The following is a 25,422-nucleotide window of genomic DNA, read 5'->3' as shown; positions in this document are numbered from 1 at the left end:
GCTAGCCCCGGGCCGTCAACGCTCCGGCCGGCCTGCCCATGCGCCACACGCTCGGAACGAACAACGTGGCCAGCGCGACGACCGCGTAGATGATCCCGGAGGTGATGAGAACGGTCGCCGGTTCGGCGTGCGTGATCAGCCAGCCGTAGATCAGCGTGCCGATCGGCATCACGACGAAGCTCCCGAGCATGTCGTAGCTGGAGACCCGGGAGAGCTTCTCGCCGGGGACGTTCTCCATCAACGCCAGGTTCCAGCCGGTGTTGAAGATCTCCACGCCCGCTCCCGCGATGAAGGCCGCGATCGCGAGCAGCACGACGGCCGGATGCGCGCCGAGCACGGTCAACGGGATCGCGAACGCGGCCATGCCGATCATCCCGAACCGCAGCGGACGTCGCAGCGGGAACCACAGCAGGAGCAGGGTCATCAGCAGCACACCGACTCCCTCGGCGCTGACCACCCATCCCCAGCCGGCGATCCCGAGCAGGTCGTTGTTCTTCGCGATGTAGGGGCCGACGACGCCCCACGCGCCGACGTGGATCGCGTTCATGATCATGAAGGCGAGCACGACGGTCCACAGCCAGGACCGGCTCCAGAACTCCTGCCAGCCGATCCGGAGGTCGTGGAACATCGTGGTGCCACCCCTGTGCGCGGGCGGAGGGAGCTTCACGAGCGCGAGGATGGGGATCGCGATCAGCCAGCCGATCGCCTGCACGACCATCGCCCAGGCGGGGCCCGCGGTGGCGACCAGGATGCCGGCGACGACCGGACCGCCGATCGTGACGGCCGAGCGGACGAACGAGAGCATCGCATTCGCCTGCTGCAGGTGCTCCGGCGTCGTCAGCTGCGGGATGATGCCCTGCATGGCGGGCATCACGAAGGCGGTGGAGGCGCCGTTGAACACCGAGAGGACCACGAGCGCGGGGATCGTGGCGGTCCCGGTGAACAGCAGCGCGGCGATCGACCCGATCGTGAGGATGTCGATCACGTAGCAGGACTGGATGATCAGCGCACGCGGGAGGCGGTCGGCGACCACGCCGCCGAACAGGACGAACACGATGTTGCTGATCGTGAACGCGGCGAGCACGAAAGACAGCGAGCGCGCGTCGTTGTCGATCTCGAGCACCGCGAAGGCCAGGGCGATGGACGACATCGATCCGGCGATCATCGTGATCGCGCGCGCCAGGAAGAACCAGCGGAAATTGCGGTCCTGCATCGCCGCGAGCCCGCGGCTCACGTCAGCGTTCCGCGTCTGTGCATCCGTCAATCCTGTCACGATCCCCGCCGGCCGCGGGGGCGGAATGGACGGCGATCAGTAGCTGGCGCGTTCCGTCGCCTCGGCGATGATGAAGCGGGCGGCGAGGGCTTCCGATGCCCGGGCCAGCAGTGCGACATCCGCCCCGACCGCGACGAAATCGGCGCCTGCCGCGATGTATGCGTCGGCGGCCACGGGGTCGAAGGCGTTGACCCCGACCGGCTTCCCCGCGGCCTGCACCGCCGAGAAGACGTGCTCCACGGCCGCGACGACGCTCGGATGCGTCTGCTGCCCCAGCAGCCCCATCGAGGCCGAGAGGTCGGAGGGTCCGACGAACACGGCATCGATGCCGTCGATCGCGGCGATGTCGGCTGCGGCCTCGACCCCCGCCGCGGTCTCGATCTGCACCGTGAGGGAGGTGTGCGCGGCCGACTCCTGCAGGTAGCGGTCGACCCGGTTCCAGCGGGCGCTGCGGGCGAGGGCGCTCCCGACGCCACGCACGCCCTCCGGCGGGTAACGGGTGGCGGCGACCGCAGCCTGCGCCTCTGCTGCGGACGACACCATCGGGACGATGATGTTCTGCGCCCCGAGGTCGAGCACCTGCTTGATCGCGACCGTGTCGTTCGAGGCCACCCGTACGAGCGGAGCGATCGGATACGCGGCGGCGGCCTGCAGCTGCAGCAGCACGGACTCGAGAGTGTTCGCGGAATGCTCCATGTCGATCAGCAGCCAGTCGAGTCCCGACCCTGCGGCGACCTCCGTGACGAGCGGGCTCCCCGAGCACGCCCACATGCCCACCAGGGCGCGTTCGGACGACGCGAGGCGCGCGCGGAAGGAGGGCGCTAGATGAAGCGGCATGTGATTGTTCCCATCGGTCCGTAGTCGCACAGCACCTCGTCGCCGCGCGACACCCACATCGGGCGTGTGAACGATCCTGCCAGGATGATCTCCCCGGCCTCGAGACGCGCGCCGTGCTGATGGAACTTGTTCGCGAGCCAGGCGACTCCGGTCGCCGGATGCCCGAGCACGCCCGCGGCGACACCGGTCTCCTCGATCTCGCCGTTGCGGGCGAGGACGCCGGGTACCCAGCGCAGGTCGATCTCGTCCGGGCGCTTGTGCACCTCGCCCAGCACCATGGCACCGTAGGCGGCGTTGTCGCTGATCGTGTCGACGATCGTTCGCCCTTCGAGCTCGATGTGCGAGTTCAGCACCTCCAGGGCGGGCACGGCGTAGTCGATCGCCGCGAGGGCGTCGTCGAGCGTGCAGTCCGGGCCTTCCAGCGGATGCTTCAGCACGAACGCGAGTTCCACCTCGATGCGCACGTTCGAGAAGTGGTCGACGGGGATCTCGGCGCCCGACCGGTACACGGTGTCGTCGAACATCACCCCGTAGTCCGGCTCGGTGATGCCCGTCGCCTGCTGCATGGCCTTCGACGTCAGGCCGATCTTGCGCCCGATCAGCCGGCGACCCGCCGCCAGGTTCTGGTCGCGCCAGACGCCCTGGATGGCATAGGAGTCCTCGACCGTCGCCTCCGGGTACCGTGCCGTGATCCGCGGGATCACCGCATGCGTGCGATCGGCTTCCGCGAGCTCGGCCGCGATCTGTGCGATCGTCTCGTCTGACAGCATCCGTCTTCCTCCTTCGTTCGACCCTTCGACGGGCGGGGGCGTCTAGAGCTGGTGACCCAGCTTGTACTCGCCCTGCTTGTACTCGGGCATCGCCGCGTCGTCCTCCGCACGGGTGTACGAGAACCCGTCGGCGCCGATCGTGACGGCCATCTCCGAGCTGTCGGTGCGTGCGACGACGGGCTGCGGGTTGCCGTCGAGGTCGAGCACGAGCGAGGCATCCGTGTACCAGGAGGGGACGACCGGGTTGCCCCACCAGTCACGACGCTGGTTGTCGTGCACGTCCCACGTGACGACCGGGTTGTCGGGGTCGCCGGTGTAGTAGTCCTGCGTGTACACCTCGACACGGTGACCGTCGGGGTCGCGCAGGTAGAGGTAGAACGCGTTGGAGACACCGTGACGGCCGGGGCCGCGCTCGATGGCATCCGAGCGGCGCAGCGCGCCGAGCTTGTCGCAGATCGCGAGGATGTTGTGCTTCTCGTGCGTCGCGAAGCACACGTGGTGCATGCGCGGACCGTCGCCGCCGGTCATGGCGGTGTCGTGCACGGTGGGCTTGCGGCGCATCCAGGCGGCGTAGACGGTGCCCTCGTCGTCCTGGATGTCCTCGGTGACGCGGAAGCCGAGATCCTGCATGAAACCGACGGCGCGCGGCACATCGGGGGTCACCTGGTTGAAGTGGTCCAGTCGCACCAGCTCACCGGGGATGTGCAGGTCATAGCGCCAGGACATGCGCTCGACGTGGTCGGACTGGTGGAAGTACTCGTACGGGAAGCCGAGGGGGTCGATCACGCGCACCGAGTCGCCGATGCCCTTCACGAAGCCTTCGGGGTTGCGACGTACATCGCAGCCGAGCTCGGTGTAGAACTCGACGGCGCGGTCGAGATCCTCCGGCGTCCGCACGCGGTACGAGAACGCGGCGACGGCGGCGATCGGACCCTTGCGCAGCACCAGGTTGTGGTGGATGAACTCCTCGGTCGATCGCAGGTAGATCGCCTCGTCATCCTCCTCGGTCACGTACAGACCGAGGATGTCGACGTAGAACTGGCGGGATGCCGCCAGATCGGTGACGATGAGCTCCATGTATGCGCACCGCAGGATGTCCGGCGGCGTGCTCTTCGGGGTCGCGACGGGGTTGTCGGAGCGGATCGGCGCCTCCTGGGAGACGTAGTATCCGGAGGAGGTCAGGGTCATGTCTTCGCGGTGTGTCATGTCAGCGTCCTTGCGTGATCAGGCAGAGGGTTTCAGTTCTTGCCGAATGTCGGGTTGTGCGCGCCGCCGAGCGTGATGTGCACGCTCTGCTGGTCGGTGTAGAAGTCGATCGAGCGGTAGCCGCCCTCGTGACCGAGCCCAGAGGCCTTCACTCCGCCGAACGGGGTGCGGAGGTCGCGCACGTTGTTGCTGTTGAGCCACACCATGCCGGCCTCGACGGACTGCGCGAAGTTGTGCGCACGCTTCAGGTCGTTGGTCCAGATGTATGCCGCGAGCCCGTACTTGGTGTTGTTCGCGAGCGACAGCGCCTCCTCGTCGGAGTCGAACGGCGTTATCGCGACCACGGGCCCGAAGATCTCCTCCTGGAAGATGCGGGCGTCGGGGGAGACATCCGCGAACACGGTCGGGGCGACGAAGTTGCCCTCTTCGAAGCCCTCGGGGCGGCCACCGCCGGCGACCAGGCGTCCCTCGGTCTTGCCGATCTCGACGTAGCTCATGACCTTGTCGTAGTGCTCGGGGTGGACGAGCGCGCCGACCTCGGTGGCCGGGTCATGCGGGTAGCCGACCTTGACGCGCTTCGCCTGTGCGGCGTAGCGCTCGACGAACTCCTCGTAGATGGAGCGCTCGACGAGGATGCGGGAACCGGCGGTGCAGCGCTCGCCGTTGAGGGAGAACACCCCGAAGATCGTGGCGTCGACGGCGGCCTCGAGGTCGGCATCGGCGAACACGACGGCGGGCGACTTGCCGCCGAGCTCCATCGACAGGCCCTTGAGGAAGGGTGCGGCGTTGCCGAAGATCAGCTGTCCGGTCGAGCTCTCACCCGTGAACGAGATGAGCGGCACGTCGGGGTGCTTCACGAGGGCGTCGCCGGCATCTTCGCCGAGGCCGTTCACGAGGTTGAAGACACCCTTCGGCAGGCCGGCCTCCTCGAAGATGCCTGCCCAGAGCGACGCCGACAGCGGCGTGAACTCAGCGGGCTTGAGCACGACCGTGTTGCCGGTCGCGAGTGCAGGCCCGAGCTTCCATGACTCGAGCATGAACGGGGTGTTCCACGGGGTGATGAGCCCGGCCACGCCGATCGGCTTGCGGTTGACGTAGTTCATCTGCCGGCCGGGCACCTTGAAGGCGTCGTCGGACTGCGCGACGATCAGATCGGCGAAGAAACGGAAGTTCTCGGCCGCGCGTCGGGCCTGGCCGAGCGCCTGCGTGATGGGCAGACCCGAGTCGTAGGACTCGAGCTCGGCGAGACGCGCATCGCGGGACTCCACGAGGTCGGCGATCCGGTGCAGCACGCGCGAGCGCTCGCGCGGCAGCATCCGCGGCCAGGGCCCTTCTTCGAAGGCGCGCTTCGCGGCGGCGACCGCGAGCTCGATGTCGGCCTTCTTGCCGGCGGCGGCTGTGGTGTAGGTCTGGTTCGTCACCGGATCGAGCACGTCGAAGGTGTCGCCGTCGACCGAGTCGACGAAGGCGCCGTCGATGTAGTGCTGGATGTGGTCGGGAAGATCGGCGGGGATGCGCGAGTCGGTCATGAGACTTCTCCAAGTGTCTGGTGGGAACGGTTGTGCAGGGCGTCGAGGAATGCGTCCCTCGTGCGCCAACGATGGTTGCGGGCGGCGAGCTCGATCTCGAGGGGCTCCGCGCCCGATCGGATGAGCTCGAGGATCTGGGTGTGCTCGTCGACCGAGTGCTGCGCGCGGCCGGGCACGTAGGCGAACGTGGAGTCGCGGATGCCGGACAGCCGCGCCCATCCGCGGTGCACGAGGTCGAGCAGGTGCGGGTTCGGGCACGGCTCGAACAGCACCGAGTGGAACTGGCGGTTCAGCTCGGTGAAGGCGTGCGCGTCGAGGTGCTCGAGCATGCGCGACATCTGCTCGTTGACCTCGGCGGCGGCGTCGAGGGCGGCGGCGTCGAGCAGGGGAGCAGACAGCGCGGTCGCTGCGCCCTCGACCAGGCCGAGCGTCTGCATCGTGTGGGCGTACTCGCTCTCGTCGACCAGAGTGACGCGGGCGCCGACGTTGCGTTCGAACGTGACGAGTCCCTCGGCCTCGAGTCGGCGGATCGCCTCGCGCACGGGCACCACGCTCATGCCGAGCTCCTCGGCGATCGAACCCAGCACCAGGCGGTAGCCGGGCCCGAAGGCGTGACCCGAGATGCGCGAGCGGATCCAGGCGTACGCCTGCTCCGACTTGCTCGCGCTGCTGACGGAGGTCATCGCCGGTCCCCCGTGCCGGTGGCGGCCACGTAGCGCGCGCGCCACTCGGCGTTCAACGGGAACAGGCCGTCGACGGGGTGACCGGCCGCCACCTGCTCGGCGATCCAGGCGTCTTCGATCTCCTGCGCGAGGGCATCGTCGGCGACCGATTCGGCCAGGGCCGGCGGGATGACGATCACGCCGTCTCCGTCGCCCACGATGATGTCGCCGGGCTGCACGGTCGCGCCGCCGCACGAGATCGTGATGTCGACGTCCCACGGCACGTGCTTGCGACCGAGGACCGAGGGGTGCGCGCCCTGCGAGAACACCGGCAGGCCGATCTCGGCCACCGCGTCGAAGTCGCGGATGCCGCCGTCGGTGACCACGCCTGCCGCGCCGCGCGCGTGGGCGCGGAGGGCCAGGATGTCGCCCAGGGTGCCGGTGGTGGCGTCGCCACGGGCCTCGATCACGATGACCTCACCCTCGTCCACGGCGTCGAAGGCGCGCTTCTGCGCGTTGTATCCGCCACCGTGCGAGGCGAAGAGGTCTTCGCGGAACGGCACGAACCGCAGCGTCTTGGCCGTTCCGACGATCTTGCTGCCGGGGATGTTGGCGTGCACGCCGTCGATGAAGCAGGAGTGGTGTCCGCGCTTGCGCAGTTGCGCCGAGAGGCCGGCGGTGGGGGCTTCGAGGAGCTTGGCGCGGAGCGCGGGGGAGATCCCGCTCTCCGGTGCGGCGGCGCCGGCCGGCGGGAGTCCGGCCTCCTCCCGGGAGCCCCAGGCCTCCGTGCGCTGCAGGTCGTCGACCGCGGGGAGCGAGCCGAGCTCTCCGTCGAAAGGAACGTCGCCCTGCGTGACCGTCGTGACGAGGCGACCGGAGGAGGGCGCCCCCTCGGCGTCAGGAGCGTCGACCTCGACCTCGACGACGTCGCCGGGGACGATCACGGATGACCCTGCAGGGGTGCCGGTGAGGATCACATCGCCCGGTTCGAGCGTGAAGTGCTGCGAGAGGTCGGCGACCAGCTGTGCGAGCGGGAAGATGAGCCCCGCTGTGGTGTCGTCCTGACGGAGCTCGCCGTTGACCCAGGTGCGCACGCGGAGGGCCGCGGGGTCGACCTGCTGAGCATCGATCAGCCGGGGGCCGAGCGGGGTGTACCCGTCTCCGCCCTTCGACCGGACGTTGGAGCCCTTGTCGTTCGCTCGCAGGTCGTACAGGCCGAGGTCGTTCGACGCGGTGACGGCCCCCACGTGCGCCCAGGCCTCGCCGAGCGGGACCCGGCGAGCGGCGGTGCCGATGACCAGAGCGATCTCACCCTCGAATGCGAGCAGTTCGGTGCCGGCCGGACGTTCGACCGTGCCGCCGGATGCGGCGACGGAACTCGCCGGCTTGAAGAAGTAGGAGGGGGATGCGGGGCGCCTGCCCCGCTGATCCGCACGAGAGGCATAGCTCAGGTGGATCGCGATGATCTTGCCGGGGCGGTCGATGGGATCCGTCACGGGGCGCCTCCTCGCGCTCGTCTGCAACGCCTTGTGCGTCGTATTCGAAATCATATATCATCGGTTCACCCCTCGGCAAGCACTCGGATTCACGTCCGCCGCACGCCGTGACAATGCAGTCACAATCAAAGGAGACACCCCATGAGCGGGCAGTCACAGGATGGGTTCACGCCCACCGGAACCATCGCGACAGCGGCTGATCGGCGACGTGTCGTGTTCGCGACCGTCGTCGGAACCACCGTGGAGTAGTACGACTTCTTCATCTACGCCACCGCGGTCGGCCTCGTGTTCGGACAGCTGTTCTTCGAGCCGCTCGGCGCGAACAGCGCCTTGATCGCGTTCGCGACCGTCGGTGTGAGCTTCCTCTTCCGTCCGCTCGGCGCGTTCCTCGCCGGCCACTACGGAGACAAGTTCGGACGCAAGACCGTGCTGATGTGGACGCTGATCCTCATGGGCGCCGCGACGGCCCTGATCGGCATCCTGCCCACGTACGAGACCATCGGCGTCCTGGCGCCGATCCTGCTGGTGCTGCTGCGTGTCGTGCAGGGCATCTCGGCCGGTGGTGAGTGGGGTGGCGCCGTGCTCATGGCCGTCGAGCATGCTCCCCGCAAGAAGCGCGGCATCTTCGGTGCCTCGCCGCAGATCGGTGTGCCGCTGGGGCTGCTGCTCGCCTCGGGCGTCATGGCGCTGATGACCGCGATCGCGCCCGGAGAGCAGTTCGCGATCTGGGGCTGGAGGGTCCCGTTCCTGCTCAGCGTCGTGCTGATCCTGGTCGGCTACTACGTGCGGCGCAAGGTCGAGGAGAGCCCGGTGTTCACCGAGCTCGCCGCGCGCAAGGAGAAGGCCCGCATGCCGATCGTGCAGCTGTTCCGCAAGCACGCACTGCTCGTCGTCATCGCCGCGCTCGTGTTCGCGGGCAACAACGCGGTCGGCTACATGACCACCGGCGGATACATCCAGGGCTACGCCACGAACCCCGACGGTCCGATCGGACTCGAGCGTGGAGAGGTGCTGTGGGCCGTCGCCGGCTCCGCCGTCACCTGGCTGCTCACGACGCTCCTGGCCGGATGGGTCTCGGATCGCATCGGTCGCCGCTCCACCTACATCATCGGCTGGGTGCTCCAGCTGGTGGGTGTGTTCACGCTGTTCCCGCTCGTGAACACCGGTGAGATCGGGCTGCTTTTCGCCGGGCTCGCGATCCTCACGATCGGTCTCGGCTTCACCTACGGGCCGCAGGCGGCGCTGTACACCGAGCTGTTCCCGGCCAGCATCCGCTTCTCCGGCGTCTCGATCTCGTACGCGATCGGTGCGATCGCCGGTGGAGCCTTCGCTCCGCTCATCGCCACGGCCATCGTGCAGGCGACCGGTTCGACAGTGGGAGTCACCTGGTACCTCGCCGGCATGACTCTGCTCGGTCTGATCGCGACGCTGCTGCTGCGCGACCGCTCAGGGATCCCGCTGGGACCCGACCACGAGGACGAGCAGTCCGTGAGCCCGATCCGCGGACTCGCGAACGCCTGATCCGCGGGCCCGTCCTGATCGCGAACGCCCGCCCGGAAATCACGGGCGGGCGTTCGCGCGTTCGGCGTGACGTGCGTCGGCGGGCGGGCGTCAGCCGTCGAGGGCGTCGCGGATCACGGCGGCGGAGCGCTGCAGGCGCGCGGCGATCGCGGCGTCATCCAGGTCGGTCGCGACGTGCACCACGGCGATCGCCGCCGGGCGCTGGCCGCGGAGGATGAGCGGGACGGCGACGGACTGCACGGTCGGGATCACCTCATCGTGACTGGTCGCATAGCCCCGAGCATCCGTCAGCGCGATCGCCTCGCGGAGGTCGGGGGAGACGTCGGCGGGCCAGTCGATGGACGGCAGCTGGGCCAGGATCGCCTTGCCCGGTGCCCCCACGGTGACCGGATGCCGTGCGCCAGGACGCTGGGCGACGCTCGCGACCGCATGCCGTGGCTCGACGCTCGCCAGGGTGATGCACTCCGACCCGTCGAGCACGGCGAGGAAGCAGGTCATCCCGAGTTCATTCGCGATCGCGGTCAGCTCCGGAAGTGCTTCGGCCTGCAGATCGTGGGCGACCCCCGCTGCCAATGCCGCCATGCGGGCGCCGAGACTCACCGCTCCCGCCGCATCGCGTGTCACGAGACCGTGGTCTTCCAGTGTCCGCAGCAGTCGGTAGGCGATCGAGCGGTGCACGCCCAGCCGGAGCGCGATCTCGTCGATCGTGAGCGGGATGCGCGCGTCGGCGAGCACCTCGAGGATGCGGATGCCGCGGCTCAGGGTCTGCGAGGCGGGTGACGTCGTGGTCTCTGCCATGAGGGCGCTCCTCTGCGTCGCTCGCGTCCGTCGTGTTCCCGTGTTCCTTGCGCTACCGGCGGGGCGCGAATAAGCTGTGTTCAATAGTAGAACGGTCTGTTCGAATATAGAACACGTTCGAGACTCATGCAAGACCCCGACAGTGCAGTCCGGAAGGAATCGACGACGATGCAGTTCCACCACCACGGTTACGTCTCCGGCAATCCTCGTGTGCAGGACGCGGCAGGTGTCGGCGTCGATCGCCCCGCTGCGCTGCCGGAGCAGGTCGATGTGCTCATCGTCGGCTCCGGTCCCGCCGGAATGCTCCTGGCTGCCCAGATGTCGCAGTACCCCGGTGTCTCCACGCGCATCATCGAGAAGCGCGAGGGGCGACTGGTGCTCGGCCAGGCCGACGGCATCCAGCCACGCAGCGTCGAGACGTTCCAGGCGTTCGGGTTCGCGGAGCGGATCGTCGCCGAGGCCTACAACATCGGCTGGATGAACTTCTGGGGACCGAATCCGGAGAACCCCCGCGAGATCGTGCGCACCTCGCGGACGGCCGACTACGCGTACGACATCTGCGAGTTCCCGCACCTGATCGTGAACCAGGCGCGCGTGCTCGACTACTTCGCCGAGGCCGCCGTGAACGGACCTGGGCGCATCGCCCCGGACTACGGCGTGGAGTTCCTCGGCCTCACGGTGCACGACGACGGCGAGTATCCGGTGGAGGTGCGCGTCAGGCACGTGGCAGGGGCGCAGGCCGGTGAGGAGCGTGTGATCCGGGCGAAGTACGTGGCCGGATGCGACGGTGCGCGCAGCGGCGTGCGCGAGGCCATCGGTCGCACACACGTCGGTGGCAGTGCGGCGCACGCGTGGGGCGTCATGGATGTGCTCGTGAACACCGACTTCCCCGACTGGCGCACCAAGTGCGCCATCAACTCCGAGGCGGGGAACATCCTGCACATCCCGCGCGAGGGCGGATACCTCTCGCGCATGTACATCGACCTCGGCGAGGTCGCGGAGGACGACGACCATCGGGTGCGCAAGACCCCGGTCGAGGAGATCATCCGCAAGGCGAACGACATCCTGCACCCCTACTCGATCGACGTGCAGCAGGTCGCGTGGCACAGCGTGTACGAGGTCGGGCACCGGGTCACCGACGGCTTCGACGATGTGATCGACGAGTCGGGACGCACGCCGCGCGTGTTCCTCACCGGCGACGCCTGCCACACGCACAGTGCGAAGGCCGGCCAGGGCATGAACGTGTCGATGCAGGACGGGTTCAACCTCGGATGGAAGCTCGGCTCTGTGCTCACCGGTCGGGCGCCCGAGGCGCTGCTGTCGACCTACGGCGCCGAGCGGCGGCCTGTGGCGCAGCAGCTCATCGACTTCGATCGCGAGTGGTCGAGCCTCATGGCGCGCAAGCCGGAGGAGATCTCCGACCCGAACGAGCTCGCGACCTACTACCTCGCCACGGCGGAGTTCCCCTCGGGCTTCATGACGCAGTACACCGCGTCGATGATCACGGGATCCGACGTGCACCAGGCGCTCGCGGGGGGATACCCGCTCGGCAAGAGGTTCAAGTCCGCCGAGGTGATCCGGGTCGGTGACGGAAACGTCGTTCACCTCGGGCATCATGCGAAGGCGGATGGCCGCTGGCGCGTGTACGCGTTCGGAGACCGCACCGGTGAGGCCCTCGCCGCGTGGGCCGCGCGGGCCGAGCCGCTGTTCGCGCACTTCACCCCGGCGGATGCGGATGCGGATGCCGTGTTCGACGTCAAGGCCGTCTACCAGCAGTCGTTCGAAGAGGTCGAGGTGACGTCGGCACCGGCTCTGTTCCAGCCGAAGACCGGTCCGCTCGGATTGACGGACTGGGAGAAGGTCTACGCGGCAGGCCCCAGCAAGTGGACCGAGACAGACATCTTCGCCGCGCGGGAGCTCTCGCGTGACGGTGTCGTGATCGTCGTGCGGCCCGACCAGTACGTCGCCGCGATCCTGCCCCTGGGCGACACCGCGGAGCTCGCGGAGTTCCTGGAGGGTGCGCTGCTCCCCGCGCGCTGATCGCCCGAGGTCCGACGTGGACGAGTCCTGGAGGATGTCGGTGCCGCGGCGTACCGTGGACGCCGACGGGCGACGACGCCCGACAGGAGGAGCGCGTGATGACCTGGAAGATCGAACTCATCTTCATGCCGGTGAGCGATGTCGACCGTTCGAAGGAGTTCTACACGAAGATCGGATTCAACCCCGATCACGATCAGACGCCGACTGAGGGGCTGCGGTTCGTGCAGATGACGCCGCCGGGTTCGGCCTGCTCGATCGCGTTCGGCACCGGCCTCGACATCCCGCTCGAGCCCGGTCAGCAGAAGACGATCCAGGTGGTCGTGCCGAACGCCGACGAGGCGAAGGCGCAGCTCGAGGCCGTCGGCGTCGCGACCAAGGGCGTCGAAGACCTCGGATGGGGGCGGTTCGTGTGGTTCGACGACCCGGACGGCAACACCTGGACGCTGCAGGAGCTTCCGGACTACGCCGCCTGAAGTCGGGGAGTGCGCGCGGCGTGGGCTCGTGTCAGCCCGCGCACTCCGTCGACTGGTCGGTGATGATCCACTCTGTGGTCGGACGCGTCATCACCACTGTGCCGCAGTCGCCGGAGGCGAGGTAGGTCACGAAGAGGGTGGCATCGGTGCCGGTCTCCTCCTGTACGGCGATGTCGACGTCGGAACTCTGGTCGAGTGAGCGGTAGAGCTCGGCGGTGGTCGCGATCATCTGTTCGCAGCTGTCGATTCCGGTGACGCCGTTCGCCTCGAGCTCGGCGATCATGCGGGTCACCAGTTCGGGGGTGAGGCGCGCGCAGGCGGTCTCGACATCGGGAAGCCGGGATGCCTCCAGCCACTCACGGAATCCGTCGGTGGCGCTCTGGGACGGTTCGGTCTCCGCTGGTTCGGGAGTCTCGGGTGCAACCGGGGTGGGGGATGCCGCGGCTGGTTTCGCCGTCTCCGTGCCGGCCCCGGTGCCTGACTCCGTGCTCGCCGTGCATGACGCCAGGGTCATGATCAGGGCGAAGCTCGCGGCGGTGATCGCCGTCTTTCCGTATCCACTCGCACGCCACGCAGTCACCCATTGATTCTGGCAGATCAAGTGGTTCTGGCAGATCGACGATCTGCGGTGAATGCGGGTCGTGGTGTGCGCCATCGTCGTGTGGGGTCCCACCAGGCGGGTCCGCGGACGGTGGGGACACCGTTGTCCATGCGGATCTCCCACCCGGAGGTGTCGAGGGTGCGGTGATGATGCCAACACAACGCGACACCATTATCGGTATGTGTCGGCCCACCGCGGGAGTGTTCTTGCACGTGGTGGATCTCACACCACGATGCGGGGACGTGACACCCGGGGATCAAGCATTCTGTGTCGCGGAGGGTGATCGCGCGTCGTTGGTGGGTGGTGAAGATGCGGTCGGTGTTCCCGATCCCGACGATGCGGCCCTCGGGGTCGAACAGCACGCGTTGGATCGTGCCGCCGCAGGCCGTGTGCCGGGCGGCAGCGATCGTGGTCGGGGTGTCGATGCCGTCCACGTGCGCCCACCCGTGCCCGGTCGCATAGTCCTCCGCCGTCACGGACACGATCAGTGTCGGCGCGGCCCCGCCGAGTGTCGGCATGTCGTCGTGGCGGGCAGCGATCCCGAGCATTGCGGTGAACGCGTCGTGTTGCTTCTGCGCGCGGGTGCGGGGGTCGACCTGCCCGCGCGGGTCCCCGGACGGCAACACACCACCGTCCCGATCCTCCCGATCCTGCACGCCCTGAGCATCCCGCTCTTCAGACGGCACGAACTGCACGCCCGGCACGGGTGGCCCGTCGACTCTCGGGTTCAGATACGCGTCCCAGATGCGCTGCAACTGTCCCGCGGTCTCCGGCAACAGGTCCCCACGGATCGGGATCAACCCGTTCTTCACCCGCCCGAGGATCACCCCGCGGCCGCGCATCGCGATCTCCTCCGCGGGCTCGGCGCCGTCGGGGTCGAGGAACATCACGATCCGTTGCGCGAGCACCCGCAGGTCTTCCGGCGTCGCCGCCGGCCCCGCTTCCAGACCATCGGCATCGCCCTCGGTATCGGCATCGCCATCGACCTCCGTCTCTGAGACGCCCCATCCGCGCGCATACCCCGCCAGCTCCGCGTCCGCCCGCGCCCGGTCTGCCGCTCCGACGCGTCCTCGTGCCTGTTCGATCGGCCCCGTCGCCGCCAACAGCCCGGTGATCCCGAGGGCCCCGTCCACCAGCGCCTCCCGCAGCTGCGGCCACAATGCCGGCACCCAGCCCCCGGAGCTGATGTTCACCTCACGGCGCACCAGCCGTGCGGCCTTCACCACCCGTCCCGCCCCCGCCGTATCCGTGCGCAACACCCGTTGCAGCAGCTCGCTCATGCTGCGGCAGCCGAACTGTCCGCAGAACGCCGGATCCCCGACCCCGCCGGCCGTGCGGGCACCGAGGCCACCGTCTCCACGATCAACGCTTCCGCCCGCCGTACCACATCCCCTGCGGCGCGCAGCACGTCGAGCTTCTCCGCATCCGACACCCCCGAAACCGACCCCGCGCGCACCACCGCATCGAGGTCGCTCACGACCTGATCGAGCACATCCACGGGGTGGTCCATACCCCTCATTCAACCCGGGACCACCGACATTCCGACCCGAAAACCACCAAAAAAGGCCCAGGCCAGAGCGATATTCCGGAACACGATCCGCATCCACTCGCACTCCCCAGAAGCGCTCACGAAGCGACCTCTCCACAGCTGTCGTCGAGACGGCGTAGCCCCTCGCATCGCCGTGCCGGCGGCACCCACCGAGAGTGCACGAGCACCTCCCGAGTGCACGAGCCCCCCCCCACCGAGTGCACGACCTACCCGCGCGAACATCCCGTGCACTCGGCAACACCCCGTGCGCTCGGCGCCCCGAAGCGCCCGACACCCCGAAAGCCCCGCAGCGTCAGCCTGCGTCGAGGCCGAGCAGCAGTTCCGTCGCTCCGTCGGGGAACAACGGACGCAGGCCCTCGCGCACCTCGGCGATCGGCACCCATCTCACGGGGCTGCCCTGGTCGAGCACGTGCAGCTCGGCATCCAGGGGCACGTCATCCAGCGCCGACGAGGTCACCGCGTAGATGTGGGCGATCTCGTGGCCCGGCACGCCTTCGTACGTGAAGATGTTCTCGCGCACGCCGAGCAGTTCCACGGCCTGCAGAGTCACGCCGAGTTCCTCCATGAACTCGCGATGCAGCGCCTCCTCGGCCCGCTCGCCGAACTCGATCCCGCCACCGATCGCCCGGAGGAAGTCGAGTCCGCGGGACCGATCCGTGCCGAACAGCGCGAGCACGTGCCCCTGTCTCACGGGCAGGCCGACGGCGATGTTGCGGATGGCAGGCATCCCGGAAGGCTAACGCACGTGAGGGATCGCGAGCGCGGGTGTGCCTCAGGAGAGGCGCACCGCGCCGCCGGACACCACGATCCCGCCGACTGCGGGAATCGTCACGGTGAGCAGGCTCGGGCGTCGCACGTGGGCACCCTGGTGGATGCGGATCGTCCGGCCCGCGCGACCCAGATCACGCAGGAAGGCGCCCGTCGATGCTGCCGCGGATCCCGTCGCCGGATCTTCCGTGATGCGGCCGACCGGGAAGATGTTCCGCGCGTCGAAGTCCGAGTCTCCCGACGCGTGCAGCACCGTGACGGTGCCGTGCCATCCCTGTTCGCGCATCAGCGCCGCGACGGGTGCGGGGGAGAAGCGGAACTGATCGAACAGCTCGCGGTCCCGGATGACGAGGGTCGGATGCCAGTTTCCGGCGAACGCCTCCTTCGGAGGGAAGCGCGGATCGAGATCCGATCGTGCGAGGCCGAGCAGTTCGAGCAGCCGTGCGAGCACGTCCTCCTCGAGATCCCGAACCTCCGGTTCGACGCTGGTGAACGACACGGTGACCGTGCCTTCGCCATCCGAGGTGGAGTGGAGAGTCACCTCGCCACCGCCGGTCTCGAAGACCACCTCACCCGCGCCGTTCCGCTCGGCCAGAGCCACCGCCGTCGCGACTGCCGCGTGCCCGCAGAACGGCACCTCCGCCGCCGGCGACCAGAACCGCACGCGATAGCGGGGCGTGCCGGCCTCGCTGCGGTTCGCGGTGACGAAAGCGGTCTCGGAGTATCCGACATCCGCGGCGATCTGCAGCATCCGCTCATCGCTCAGATCGGCAGCGTCGAGCACGACACCGGCGGGGTTGCCCCCGGTCGGATCGGCCGCGAAGGCGTTGTACCGCAGGATCTCGGGAACTTCCGTCATGACGAGGAGCCTATCCACCTCGCCGTCAGGAGTTCACGCGGATGATCTCCTGCTGGTACGGCGCGATCACGTCTCCGGAGATGCGCAGGTCGAGCAGCAGGAAGCGGCGGGTGGCCGCATCCTCCTCGGCCCACGTGGCCAGACGGTCGAGGTCCGCGAGCGTGCGCACAACCACGCCTTCGGCGCCGACGGCTGCGCCGAAGGCGGCGAAGTCGACCTCGGGGATGCGCATCGGTCCTTCGGCGAGTCCCTTCAAGCCGTAGAGGTTCACCTCGGCGCCATATGCCGCGTCGTTCCAGATGACGGCGATGCCGCGCCCACCGGCAGCGCGGACCGCGGACTCGAGATCGGCGATGGCCATCAGCCCGCCGCCGTCTCCCGAGGTCAGCACGACCGTGGATTCGCGGCGCGCGAGGGCGGCGCCGACGACGCTGGGCCAGCCCTGGCCGATCGACTGGAATGCCGTGCCGATCATCATCATGCGATCCGGCGCCGCGACGGGCCAGTACATGTTCGCCCAGCCGATGAAGTGTCCGCCGTCCGAGACGACGACACGGTCTTCCGGCATCAGCGCGGCGATGCGGCGGGCGGCCGAGCGGGGGTCGAGGCGTCCGTCGGGTGCGAGGTCGTCTCCGGCGTCATAGGCGCGGGCAGCGGCGACGTCGACGGTCTCGCGCCACGGAGCAGCAGGGGCAGCGGTCGAGAGGCGTGACACGAGGGCCTCGGCGGCCACGCGCGCGTCGGCGGCCACGAAACCGCTGATGTGCGCGTGGGTCGCGGCTGCGGCGATGTCGATCTGGAAGACGCGGGTTCCGGGGGCGAAGAGCTCGCCGAAGCGCATCGTGAACTGGTTCAGGGAGGCTCCGAAGACCACGGCGACGTCGGCGGAGCGGATCAGCTCCATCGCCCCGTCGGCGCCGAAGCCGCCGGTGACGCCCAGGTCGTAGCGGCCCTCCGGGAAGACGCCGCGCCCGAGAGCGGATGAGGCGGTGAGGGCACCCGTCGCGTGTGCGAGCTCGCCGAGCGCGGTGCGCGCCCCCGCGAGCCAGGCCCCGCGGCCGGCGAGGAGGAACGGACGCTCTGCACTCTGGAGCGCGGCGGCGATCTCGTCGAGCATCCCCTCGGCGAACTCGCCCTTCGGGGCCAGCGGGGCGGGCACACGCGGCGAGGGAGCCTCCGCCACCGGACCGGCTTCGAGGGCGGCGACGTCATAGGGGATCGCGAGCACGACCGGCACTCGATACGTGAGTGCGTGCTCGATCGCGATCACGGTGGTGGCGGCGGCATCCGCGCGCCCGACCGTATAGGTGCGCGCCCCCACGGCCGAGGCGAGGGCGATCTGGTCGACATCCCACGGGCGCGGGCCCGAGGTCGGCTCGTCGCCCACCACGAGCACCAGCGGCACATGCGCCTGCACGGCTTCGGCGAGAGCCGTGAGCGTGTTGGTGAATCCGGCGCCATAGGTCGAGGTTCCGGCGGCGATGCGACCGGACGCGCGGAAGTGCGCGTCTGCGGCCACCACCGCGCCCTGCTCATGGCGGACGGCCGTGAACACGGCGGAGGTCTGCGTCTCGATGGCGTCGAGGAAGTAGGCGTTGCCGTTGCCCATCACGCCGAAGACGGCATCGATGTGCTGGGCGAGGGTGAGCGCGACGTGCGCAGAGACAGTGGGCATGCGAAAGCCTTTCGAGACAGGGACGGAGAACGGGGTATCCGTATGTGTCTCGCCTCCGCTGCCGTGCGGAGTGCTTCGTGCCCCTTTTTCGGGCACCGGTCGTCGAAAGACCGGACAGGTGAACTCTACCGTTCCTGCCCGCCGCTGTCGCCGCTCCGACTTCCCTCGGAAACATCATCGAAACCACGCCACGGAAGTATTCCGACATGGAGTCGCTGTTCAACGGATACACCTCTCGTCGGTCGCCGGTGCGGAGCGGGCCTCAGCCCTGGGACGAGATGTTCCCGACGGAGGCGCTGCCGGGTGGCGGCGACGTGCGTCTGCCCTACAAGGACATGTACCCGGCGCTGGCCGGGATGGACGACGCGGAGCTGCGGGCGCGGACGGATGCCCTGGCCAGCTCGTACCTCGCGCAGGGGGTGACCTTCGACTTCGCCGGAGAGGAGCGGCCGTTCCCGCTCGACGTGGTCCCGCGCGTGATCGCCGCAGACGACTGGAGATACGTCGAGTCCGGCGTGAAGCAGCGGGTGCGCGCGCTCGAGGCGTTCCTGGCGGATGTGTACGGCCCGCAGCTCGCGGTGCACGACGGCGTGATCCCGGCGTCGCTGATCAGCTCGTCCTCGCATTTCCATCGCCAGGCGGCAGGCATCGTCGGGGCGAACGGGGTGCGCATCCATGTCGCTGGCATCGACGTCATCCGCGACGAGAAGGGGGCGTGGCGCGTGCTGGAGGACAACGTCCGGGTGCCGAGCGGCGTGAGCTACGTGCTCGCCAACCGGAGGGTCATGGCGCAGACGCTGCCCGAGCTCTTCACCAGCCTGCGCGTGCGACCCGTGGTCGACTACCCGGGCCGGCTGCTGCAGGCGCTGCGCGCCGCGGCGCCCGCCGGTGTCGAGGATCCGACCGTCGTGGTGCTCACCCCCGGCGTCTACAACTCCGCCTACTACGAGCACACCCTGCTCGCCCGGATGATGGGCATCGAGCTGGTCGAGGGGCGCGACCTCTTCTGCTCCGGCGGGCGCGTATGGATGCACACGACCGCGGGACCCACCCGCGTCGACGTGATCTACCGCCGCGTCGACGACGAGTTCCTGGACCCGCAGCACTTCCGGCCCGATTCCGTGCTGGGCGCGCCGGGGCTGATGCTCGCGGCACGGCTGGGCAACGTCACGCTCGCCAACGCGATCGGCAACGGCGTCGCCGACGACAAGCTCGTGTACACGTACGTGCCCGAGCTCATCCGGTACTACCTGGGGGAGGACCCGATCATCCCGAACGTCGACACCTGGCGGCTGGAGGAGCCGGAGGCGCTCGAAGAGGTGCTGGATCGCCTCGACGAACTCGTCGTGAAACCGGTCGACGGTTCCGGAGGAAAGGGACTCGTCGTCGGACCGGATGCCTCGCGGACCACGCTCGAGGCGCTGCGGGCGACTCTCCTGGCGGATCCGCGCGGCTGGATCGCGCAGCCCGTGGTGCAACTGTCGACGATCCCCACATTGGTGGAGGACGGCTTCCGGCCCCGGCATGTCGATCTGCGCCCCTTCGCCGTGAACGACGGAAACGACATCTGGGTGCTGCCAGGGGGTCTCACGCGCGTCGCGCTGCCCGAGGGGCAACTGGTCGTGAACTCGAGTCAGGGTGGCGGGTCGAAGGACACCTGGGTGCTGGATCCCTCTCTGTTCACGGGGCCCACGACCACGGTCGCCGGGCTCTCGGATCCGGCCTCCGACGAGGTCTCGATCGCCACCGGAGCGATCGCGGTCGTGTCGGCACCGCCGCGGGAGGAGCCGCATCCGCCGTTCCTCTCCTCTCCGCAGGACGAGGATCTCGAGGTGCGCCACCACCAACAGCAGCAACAGCAACAGCAGCAGCGATCGGGACCGGGGGAGCTCGCATGCTGAGTCGCATCGCCGAAGCGCTGTTCTGGATCGGCCGCTACGTCGAGCGGGCGGACGGCACCGCGCGCATCCTGGACGTGCACCTGCAGCTGCTCCTGGAGGATCCGTGGGTCGAGGAGGACACCGCGTGCCGCGCCCTGCTCTCGGTCATGGGCACGACGGTCGAGGGCGACGCGCCGCTCGGACGCGACGATGTGGTGCGCCTGCTCGCGCTGGATCGGGAGCACTCTGCGTCGATCGCGCACTCGATCACAGCCGCCCGTGAGAACGCCCGCCGCGCACGCGAGATCATCTCGACAGACCTGTGGGAGACCCTCAACGAGTCCCATGCGCGGATGCCGCGGTGGATCGCCTCGGACAAGACGCATCCCTTCTTCCGCTGGGTCCGCGACCGATCGGCCCTGGCCTTCGGGGTGGTGGACTCCTCGACCAGTCGCGATGAAGCGTGGCAGTTCTTCGTGCTCGGCCGATCGATCGAACGCGCAGACATGACGGCACGTCTGCTCGCGACGCGGTCCCTCACGGATGCCGGTGGTCCCAGCTGGACCACGCTGCTGCGCAGCTGCGGCGCGTACGAAGCCCATCTGCGCAGCCATCGCGCCGTGCCCACGGCCGCCTCGGCCGTGGAGTTCCTGCTGGTGGATCGGCTGTTCCCGCGGTCCGTGCTCTCCAGCATCCTGCAGGCGGAGGAATGCCTGCGCGGCATCGATCCGGCGGGAGCGTTCGGCGCTCCGGATCGTGCCCATCGTGTGCTCGGACGGATGCGCTCGGAGTTGGAGTACCGACCGGTCGGTGACATCGTGCATCGGCTCTCGGAGAGCATGGAAGAGGTCCAGGTGGGGATGTCGGACGCGAGCGACGCGATCAGGGAGCGGTACTTCCCCTCGATCGCGATGCCGGTGTGGATCGGAGAGGCGCTGTGAGCCGCCTGCGGATCGTGCATCGGACCGGATTCCGCTACGAGAAGCCGGCCACCGCGTCATACAACGAGGCCAGGATGCTGCCGCATTCGCGCGAGGGTCAGTTCGTGCTGCAGGCGACCCTCGACATCACGCCGACCGCGACCCAGCACTCCTACGCCGACTACTGGGACACCAGGGTGTCGACCTTCGAGGTGCTCACCCCGCATCAGCTGCTGTCGGTCACCGCGACCAGCATCGTCGATGTGCGGGCGATGCCGCAGTCGACCAGGGTCGTCGACTGGGACGAACTCGCCGCCCGCATCCCGCTGTCGCTGTCGCTGGCCGAGGGGATCACGCAGACTCCGGCGACCGCCCCGGATGAGGAGATGATCGCGCTCGCGCAGCGGATCAGGGCCGAAGGACGCGATGTCGACGCGACCGCGTTCGAGATCTGTCGGACGGTCGGCGAGGCGATGGAGTACCGGAGCGGTGTCACCGGCGTGAACTCGACCGCCCGCGATGCATGGCCGGCGCGCTCCGGAGTCTGCCAGGACATCGCGCACGTCGCACTAGGTGTGCTGCGGGCGATCGGGATCCCGGCGCGCTACGTCTCCGGCTACCTGCACCCGGATCCGACGGCTCCGATCGGACAGCCCGTGATCGGGGAGTCGCACGCCTGGGTCGAGTGGTATTCGGGGGAGTGGCGCGGGTACGACCCGACCAACCTCGCCGAGATCGGGGAGTCGCACGTCTACGTCGGTCACGGTCGCGACTACGGCGACGTGCCGCCGCTGCGGGGGGTGTACGCCGGGCCGAGCGCCTCGGAGCTCTTCGTGTCGGTCGAGGTCACCCGGCTGGAATGACCAAGCATCCGAGGGGTCAAGACACGCCGCGCCACGGGCGGCCGTGCGGCGTGTCGTGACCCCTCGACGTGGAACCGGGCGCCGCGCGCATGCAGGAGAATGAACCAGTGACTGATGCAACGATCGAGCGCGAGACGCTCACCTGGGACGGATTCGGCGCGGCGACCCGCGAGCTCGCACGCACCATCGTCGACAGCGGCTTCGAGCCCGAGGTCGTCGTGGCGATCGCGCGCGGTGGTCTGCTGCCGGCGGGCGCCATCGCCTACGGCCTGGGCGCGAAGAACTGCGGTGCGATCAACGTCGAGTTCTACACCGGCATCGGCACCGTGCTGGACGCTCCGGAGGTGCTGCCGCCCGAGCTCGACATGGCCTACCTCGACGGCCGCCGCGTGCTGCTGGTCGATGATGTCGCCGACTCGGGCCGCACGCTCGCCCTCGCGGTGCAGCTGCTGAAGGACAAGGGCGCCGACGTGCGTTCGGTCACCATCTACACGAAGCCGACGACGATCATCCAGCCCGACTACGCCTGGAAGGACACCGACCTCTGGATCAACTTCCCGTGGTCGTTCCAGGGCACCGTGGTCGAAGAGGACCGGGGACTCGCACCCTCGGCCTGAGCCGGGCGCCCCGGGTCATCCCCGCAGGAGTGCGCGCAGCGTCTGGATCGTGTCGGCCTCGGCGGCGGTCTTGTCGCTCCGGTAGCCCTTGACCCGGGCGAACCGCAGCGCGATCCCGCCGGGGTAGCGCGGTGAGCGCTGCACGCCGTCGATCGCGATTTCGACCACGATCTCCGGCCTGAGGAACACGGTGCCGGCCGAGCGACGCGTCTCGAACTCGGGGAACGTCTGCGTCTGCCACTTCAGCAGCTCGTCGGTGAGGCCCTTGAAGGTCTTGCCGACCATGACGAAGGCACCGGGGTCACCGAACTCGCCGTCGAGGTCGAGCGCGCCCAGATGCAGGTTCGACAACCAGCCCTGGCGACGACCCGAGCCCCACTCCGCCCCGAGCACCACGAGGTCGTAGGTCAGCACGGGCTTGACCTTGATCCAGGAGGTGCCGCGTCGCCCTGCGGCGTAGGGCGAGTCGATCGCCTTGATGACGACGCCCTCGTGCCCGGCGGCGAGGGCATCACGGGAGAGATCCTCGGCGGCAGCGGCGTCGGCTGTCACGATGCCGGGGATGCGCCAGTCGGAGGCGACGCGCTCGAGCTCTGCGAGACGAGTCGAGAGCGGCTCGTCGATCAGGTCGCGGCCGTCGACGTGCAGCAGATCGAAGAACCAGGGTCGCAGCAGGAGCTCCCGCGAGACATCCGCGCCGAAGCGCGACATGGTGTCCTGGAACGGACGCGGGCCGCCGTCTTCATCGAGCGACAGCGTCTCGCCGTCGAGGATCAGGTCGTGGGCCGGAAGTGCCCGAACGATCTCGACCAGCTCCGGTACGCGATGGGTGATGTCGGCCAGGCTGCGCGTGTACACCCCCACATCGTCGCCGTGCCGGTGCACCTGGATGCGGGCGCCGTCGAGCTTGAACTCGACCGAGGCCTCGCCCGTGAGCTCCAGGGCCGCGGTGGGGGTCGCGGCGGTCCCGGCGAGCATCGGCAGCACCGGGCGGCCGACCTGGAGTCCCACGGCCTCGAGCTCGGCGGCGGTGCCGGTGAGGGCCAGATGCGCGGTGATGCCGAGGTCTCCCGAGAGCATGGCGGCGCGGCGGACGACGGCCGGTGTGCGTCCGGAGGCGCGGGCGATCGCGTCGAGCAGCACGCCCCCGAGCGCGCCGGTGCGCAGCTCGCCCAGGATCGCCCTGGTCAGGAAGTCCCATTCGCCGGGAGTGGTCCGCGCGGCGAGACCGCCCAGGACGCTGCTGCGAGCCGCGTTCGATCCCGTGCCGGACGCCGCAGCCAGAGCATCGAGAGCCTGATCGACGTCGGCGATGCGCAGTGTCGAGGCCTCGGCATGGTGCACGTCGAGGGCGGCGATCCCTCGCCACCCCACGCCGAGGCGCCCCTGTCGCGGTGCCGCGAGCAGCAGACCGACGAGCGGCGCGATCTCTGCGGGTTCTGCGCGCGCGAGCAACCGGGCCAGGGCGTCGATCTTCGCGAGGCGCGATGAGGTCGCGGCGACCTCTTCTGTCGTGGTGACGAGCTCCGAGAGCATCATCCCCGCATTCTGCCACCGGGCTCGGACACCCGGGCTCTCACAGGAAGCTGCCGTCTCGTATGCGAGTATCTGTGATCGACCACATGAAAGGGGCTGAGGTGGACGACGTGCGGAGCGAGTTCTTCTCGGCGCTGACCGGAGCGCTGACCTTGCCGGTCATCGACGGGCCGAATCTCATCGTCGGGATCGATGGCGTCGACGGTGCAGGCAAGACCCGCCTCGCCGACGACTGGGCGATGTCCCTGCGAGGTCTCCGCTCTGTCGCACGAGTCTCCATCGACGGCTTCCATCACGTGCGCGCGCGACGCTACCGTCGCGGCCGCACGTCGTCCGAGGGGTTCTGGCTCGACTCGTACGACTACGCGGCGTTCCGACGCGAGGTGATCGAACCCTTCCGGCAGGGGAACGGGACGTACCTGCCCCGACACCATGACGTGGAGACCGATCAGATCCTCGTCGGGCATCGTCTTCCCGTTCCCCGCGGGTGTGTGCTCCTGGTCGACGGGATCTTCCTCCACCGCCCGGAGCTCGAAGGCGTGTGGGATCACACCGTCTTCCTCGGCGTGCCGTTCGAGGAATCGGCACGCCGCATGGCGATCCGCGACGGATCTCCGCCCGATCCCGAGGCGGCGGAGAACGCGCGCTACGTGGGCGGTCAGCGGCGCTATCTTGCGGAGTGCCGACCGGATGAGCGGGCATCCGTGCTCGTCGACTATCGCGATCTCGCACGCCCTGTCATCGTCAGGGGTGGAGAGGCTGGAGGGCGTCACACTCCGCGGAACACCGGTGTGCGCTTCTCCTGGAACGCCGCGAAGCCTTCGCGGTAGTCGTCCGTGTCGCACAGCGCGGCCTGGGCCGCGTTCTCGATGCCGACGGCATCCCACAGTGCGAGGCGTTCGTCGCGGATGCGGGCGATGAGCTGCTTGCTCGCGAGGAAGGCCGCCGTGGCACCCTGCGCGGCGGCGGCCGCGGCACTCATCGTCGCCTCGACGACCTGATCGTTCGGGAACACCCGCGAGAACAGCCCGGAGTCCACGGCCTCTGCTCCGGTCATCAGCCTCCCGGTGTAGATGAGGTCGAGTGTCTTGTGCGCGCCCAGCCGGTCGAGGAACAGTGCGTGCCCGCCCGAGTCGAGTGTCGCCCCGAGTGCGGCGAATGGAGACCCGATCTTCGCGGACTCCGCGACGTACACGACATCCGTTGCGATCAGCAGACCGAGTCCGACACCCAGACAGGCTCCGTGCGCCACGGCGAAGGTCGGCGCAGGGAACCTCGACATGCGCTGCAGCAGCGGGGTCACGAGGCCGCCGAGGTAGCCGATCACATCGTCGTCGCGCGGGTCCACGCCGGAGATGTCTCGCCCGGCGCAGAAGGCGCGTCCCTCGCCGCGGAGCACCAGCGCGCGGACGCCGGCCTGCTCCGCTTCTCCGTAGGCCGCGTCGAGATCGCGCAGCGCCTGCTCGTCGAGGGAGTTCAGCTTCGCTTGGGCGTTCAGCGTGATGTGCGCGACGTCGTCGTCGATGGTCAGGTCGATCATGGGTGCTGT

General features: G+C 69.0%; 24 protein-coding genes. 8 read left to right on the top strand and 16 right to left on the bottom strand.

Annotated features, from left to right (window positions below; all coding sequences use genetic code 11):
* Position 1: 1 nt before the first annotated feature.
* The 7 genes from FB560_RS13160 to FB560_RS13130 all read right to left on the bottom strand — a co-directional run bounded on the left by FB560_RS13160 (position 2) and on the right by FB560_RS13130 (position 7,773).
* Positions 2 to 1,234, bottom strand: coding sequence for an MFS transporter (locus tag FB560_RS13160; protein ID WP_141872783.1), 1,233 nt, complete (start codon positions 1,232 to 1,234; stop codon positions 2 to 4).
* Positions 1,235 to 1,309: 75 nt separating this feature from the next.
* Positions 1,310 to 2,110, bottom strand: a complete 801-nt coding sequence (locus FB560_RS13155; RefSeq protein ID WP_141872782.1) for an HpcH/HpaI aldolase family protein — start codon at positions 2,108 to 2,110, stop codon at positions 1,310 to 1,312.
* Positions 2,095 to 2,880: a fumarylacetoacetate hydrolase family protein gene (locus tag FB560_RS13150; RefSeq protein WP_141872781.1), complete on the bottom strand. Its 786-nt coding sequence runs from the start codon at positions 2,878 to 2,880 to the stop codon at positions 2,095 to 2,097. Before FB560_RS13150 ends, FB560_RS13155 begins: the two co-directional genes overlap by 16 nt.
* Before the next feature lie 42 nt (positions 2,881 to 2,922).
* The gene (hpaD, locus tag FB560_RS13145; protein ID WP_141872780.1) at positions 2,923 to 4,086 is read right to left on the bottom strand and encodes a 3,4-dihydroxyphenylacetate 2,3-dioxygenase; all 1,164 of its coding nucleotides are present in this window, start codon (positions 4,084 to 4,086) and stop codon (positions 2,923 to 2,925) included.
* 32 nt (positions 4,087 to 4,118) lie between these two features.
* A complete protein-coding gene (hpaE, locus tag FB560_RS13140; protein WP_141872779.1) occupies positions 4,119 to 5,615 on the bottom strand; it encodes a 5-carboxymethyl-2-hydroxymuconate semialdehyde dehydrogenase in 1,497 nt (498 codons plus the stop codon).
* Positions 5,612 to 6,298 carry a GntR family transcriptional regulator gene (locus FB560_RS13135; protein ID WP_141872778.1) on the bottom strand — a complete coding sequence of 229 codons (687 nt, stop codon included), beginning with the start codon at positions 6,296 to 6,298 and terminating at the stop codon, positions 5,612 to 5,614. The genes hpaE and FB560_RS13135 overlap by 4 nt, the downstream gene beginning before the upstream one ends.
* Positions 6,295 to 7,773: a fumarylacetoacetate hydrolase family protein gene (locus FB560_RS13130; RefSeq protein WP_141872777.1), complete on the bottom strand. Its 1,479-nt coding sequence runs from the start codon at positions 7,771 to 7,773 to the stop codon at positions 6,295 to 6,297. Before FB560_RS13130 ends, FB560_RS13135 begins: the two co-directional genes overlap by 4 nt.
* 261 nt (positions 7,774 to 8,034) lie before the next feature.
* Between FB560_RS13130 and FB560_RS13125 the strand changes: the two genes are divergently transcribed.
* Positions 8,035 to 9,294, top strand: coding sequence for an MFS transporter (locus FB560_RS13125; RefSeq protein WP_229673077.1), 1,260 nt, complete (start codon positions 8,035 to 8,037; stop codon positions 9,292 to 9,294).
* Positions 9,295 to 9,384: 90 nt separating this feature from the next.
* Here FB560_RS13125 and FB560_RS13120 read toward each other — a convergent pair whose 3' ends face one another.
* A complete protein-coding gene (locus FB560_RS13120) occupies positions 9,385 to 10,092 on the bottom strand; it encodes an IclR family transcriptional regulator (RefSeq protein ID WP_141872776.1) in 708 nt (235 codons plus the stop codon).
* 168 nt (positions 10,093 to 10,260) lie between these two features.
* Here FB560_RS13120 and FB560_RS13115 point away from each other — a divergent pair, with 168 nt between their 5' ends.
* Both FB560_RS13115 and FB560_RS13110 read left to right on the top strand, forming a co-directional pair.
* A complete protein-coding gene (locus FB560_RS13115; protein WP_141872775.1) occupies positions 10,261 to 12,132 on the top strand; it encodes an FAD-dependent monooxygenase in 1,872 nt (623 codons plus the stop codon).
* Between the two features lie 98 nt (positions 12,133 to 12,230).
* Positions 12,231 to 12,605 carry a VOC family protein gene (locus tag FB560_RS13110; RefSeq protein ID WP_141872774.1) on the top strand — a complete coding sequence of 125 codons (375 nt, stop codon included), beginning with the start codon at positions 12,231 to 12,233 and terminating at the stop codon, positions 12,603 to 12,605.
* A 31-nt stretch (positions 12,606 to 12,636) separates the two neighbouring features.
* Here the strand turns inward: FB560_RS13110 and FB560_RS13105 are convergent, their stop codons facing one another.
* From FB560_RS13105 to FB560_RS13080, 6 genes are all read right to left on the bottom strand, one after another.
* Entirely contained in the window at positions 12,637 to 13,185 is a 549-nt protein-coding gene (locus tag FB560_RS13105; RefSeq protein ID WP_141872773.1) for a hypothetical protein, read from the bottom strand.
* Between the two features lie 17 nt (positions 13,186 to 13,202).
* Complete coding sequence (locus tag FB560_RS13100; protein WP_141872772.1) at positions 13,203 to 14,486, bottom strand: HNH endonuclease signature motif containing protein; 1,284 nt, start codon at positions 14,484 to 14,486, stop codon at positions 13,203 to 13,205.
* Positions 14,483 to 14,716, bottom strand: coding sequence for a hypothetical protein (locus FB560_RS13095; protein ID WP_141872771.1), 234 nt, complete (start codon positions 14,714 to 14,716; stop codon positions 14,483 to 14,485). Before FB560_RS13095 ends, FB560_RS13100 begins: the two co-directional genes overlap by 4 nt.
* Before the next feature lie 331 nt (positions 14,717 to 15,047).
* A complete protein-coding gene (locus FB560_RS13090; protein WP_141872770.1) occupies positions 15,048 to 15,482 on the bottom strand; it encodes an NUDIX hydrolase in 435 nt (144 codons plus the stop codon).
* Positions 15,483 to 15,527: 45 nt separating this feature from the next.
* A complete protein-coding gene (locus FB560_RS13085; RefSeq protein WP_141872769.1) occupies positions 15,528 to 16,382 on the bottom strand; it encodes a PhzF family phenazine biosynthesis protein in 855 nt (284 codons plus the stop codon).
* Positions 16,383 to 16,407: 25 nt separating this feature from the next.
* A complete protein-coding gene (locus FB560_RS13080) occupies positions 16,408 to 18,057 on the bottom strand; it encodes a thiamine pyrophosphate-binding protein (protein WP_141872768.1) in 1,650 nt (549 codons plus the stop codon).
* A 206-nt stretch (positions 18,058 to 18,263) separates the two neighbouring features.
* Between FB560_RS13080 and FB560_RS13075 the strand changes: the two genes are divergently transcribed.
* The 4 genes from FB560_RS13075 (at position 18,264) to FB560_RS13060 (ending at position 22,337) form a co-directional block, all read left to right on the top strand.
* On the top strand, positions 18,264 to 19,958 hold the full coding sequence (locus FB560_RS13075; protein WP_141872767.1) for a circularly permuted type 2 ATP-grasp protein: 1,695 nt from the start codon (positions 18,264 to 18,266) through the stop codon (positions 19,956 to 19,958).
* Positions 19,952 to 20,878 (top strand): alpha-E domain-containing protein, encoded by a 927-nt coding sequence (locus FB560_RS13070; RefSeq protein WP_141872766.1) that lies wholly within the window; start codon positions 19,952 to 19,954, stop codon positions 20,876 to 20,878. The genes FB560_RS13075 and FB560_RS13070 overlap by 7 nt, the downstream gene beginning before the upstream one ends.
* Positions 20,875 to 21,720: a transglutaminase family protein gene (locus tag FB560_RS13065; protein WP_141872765.1), complete on the top strand. Its 846-nt coding sequence runs from the start codon at positions 20,875 to 20,877 to the stop codon at positions 21,718 to 21,720. Before FB560_RS13070 ends, FB560_RS13065 begins: the two co-directional genes overlap by 4 nt.
* A 107-nt stretch (positions 21,721 to 21,827) precedes the next feature.
* Complete coding sequence (locus FB560_RS13060; protein ID WP_233444099.1) at positions 21,828 to 22,337, top strand: phosphoribosyltransferase; 510 nt, start codon at positions 21,828 to 21,830, stop codon at positions 22,335 to 22,337.
* Positions 22,338 to 22,352: 15 nt separating this feature from the next.
* On the opposite strand, the gene FB560_RS13055 is transcribed toward FB560_RS13060, so the two are convergent.
* Positions 22,353 to 23,876, bottom strand: coding sequence for an ATP-dependent DNA ligase (locus FB560_RS13055; protein WP_141872763.1), 1,524 nt, complete (start codon positions 23,874 to 23,876; stop codon positions 22,353 to 22,355).
* A gap of 98 nt (positions 23,877 to 23,974) precedes the next feature.
* Here FB560_RS13055 and FB560_RS13050 point away from each other — a divergent pair, with 98 nt between their 5' ends.
* A complete protein-coding gene (locus FB560_RS13050; RefSeq protein ID WP_188895072.1) occupies positions 23,975 to 24,703 on the top strand; it encodes a nucleoside/nucleotide kinase family protein in 729 nt (242 codons plus the stop codon).
* Here FB560_RS13050 and FB560_RS13045 read toward each other — a convergent pair.
* Positions 24,643 to 25,413, bottom strand: a complete 771-nt coding sequence (locus FB560_RS13045) for an enoyl-CoA hydratase/isomerase family protein (protein ID WP_141872762.1) — start codon at positions 25,411 to 25,413, stop codon at positions 24,643 to 24,645. The genes FB560_RS13050 and FB560_RS13045 overlap by 61 nt on opposite strands.
* Positions 25,414 to 25,422: the final 9 nt, after the last annotated feature.

This window comes from Microbacterium saperdae (assembly GCF_006716345.1).
GTDB classification, from domain to species: domain Bacteria; phylum Actinomycetota; class Actinomycetes; order Actinomycetales; family Microbacteriaceae; genus Microbacterium; species Microbacterium saperdae.
Note: the sequence above shows the minus strand (reverse complement) of the source record. Positions and strands in the feature narration are given on the sequence as shown.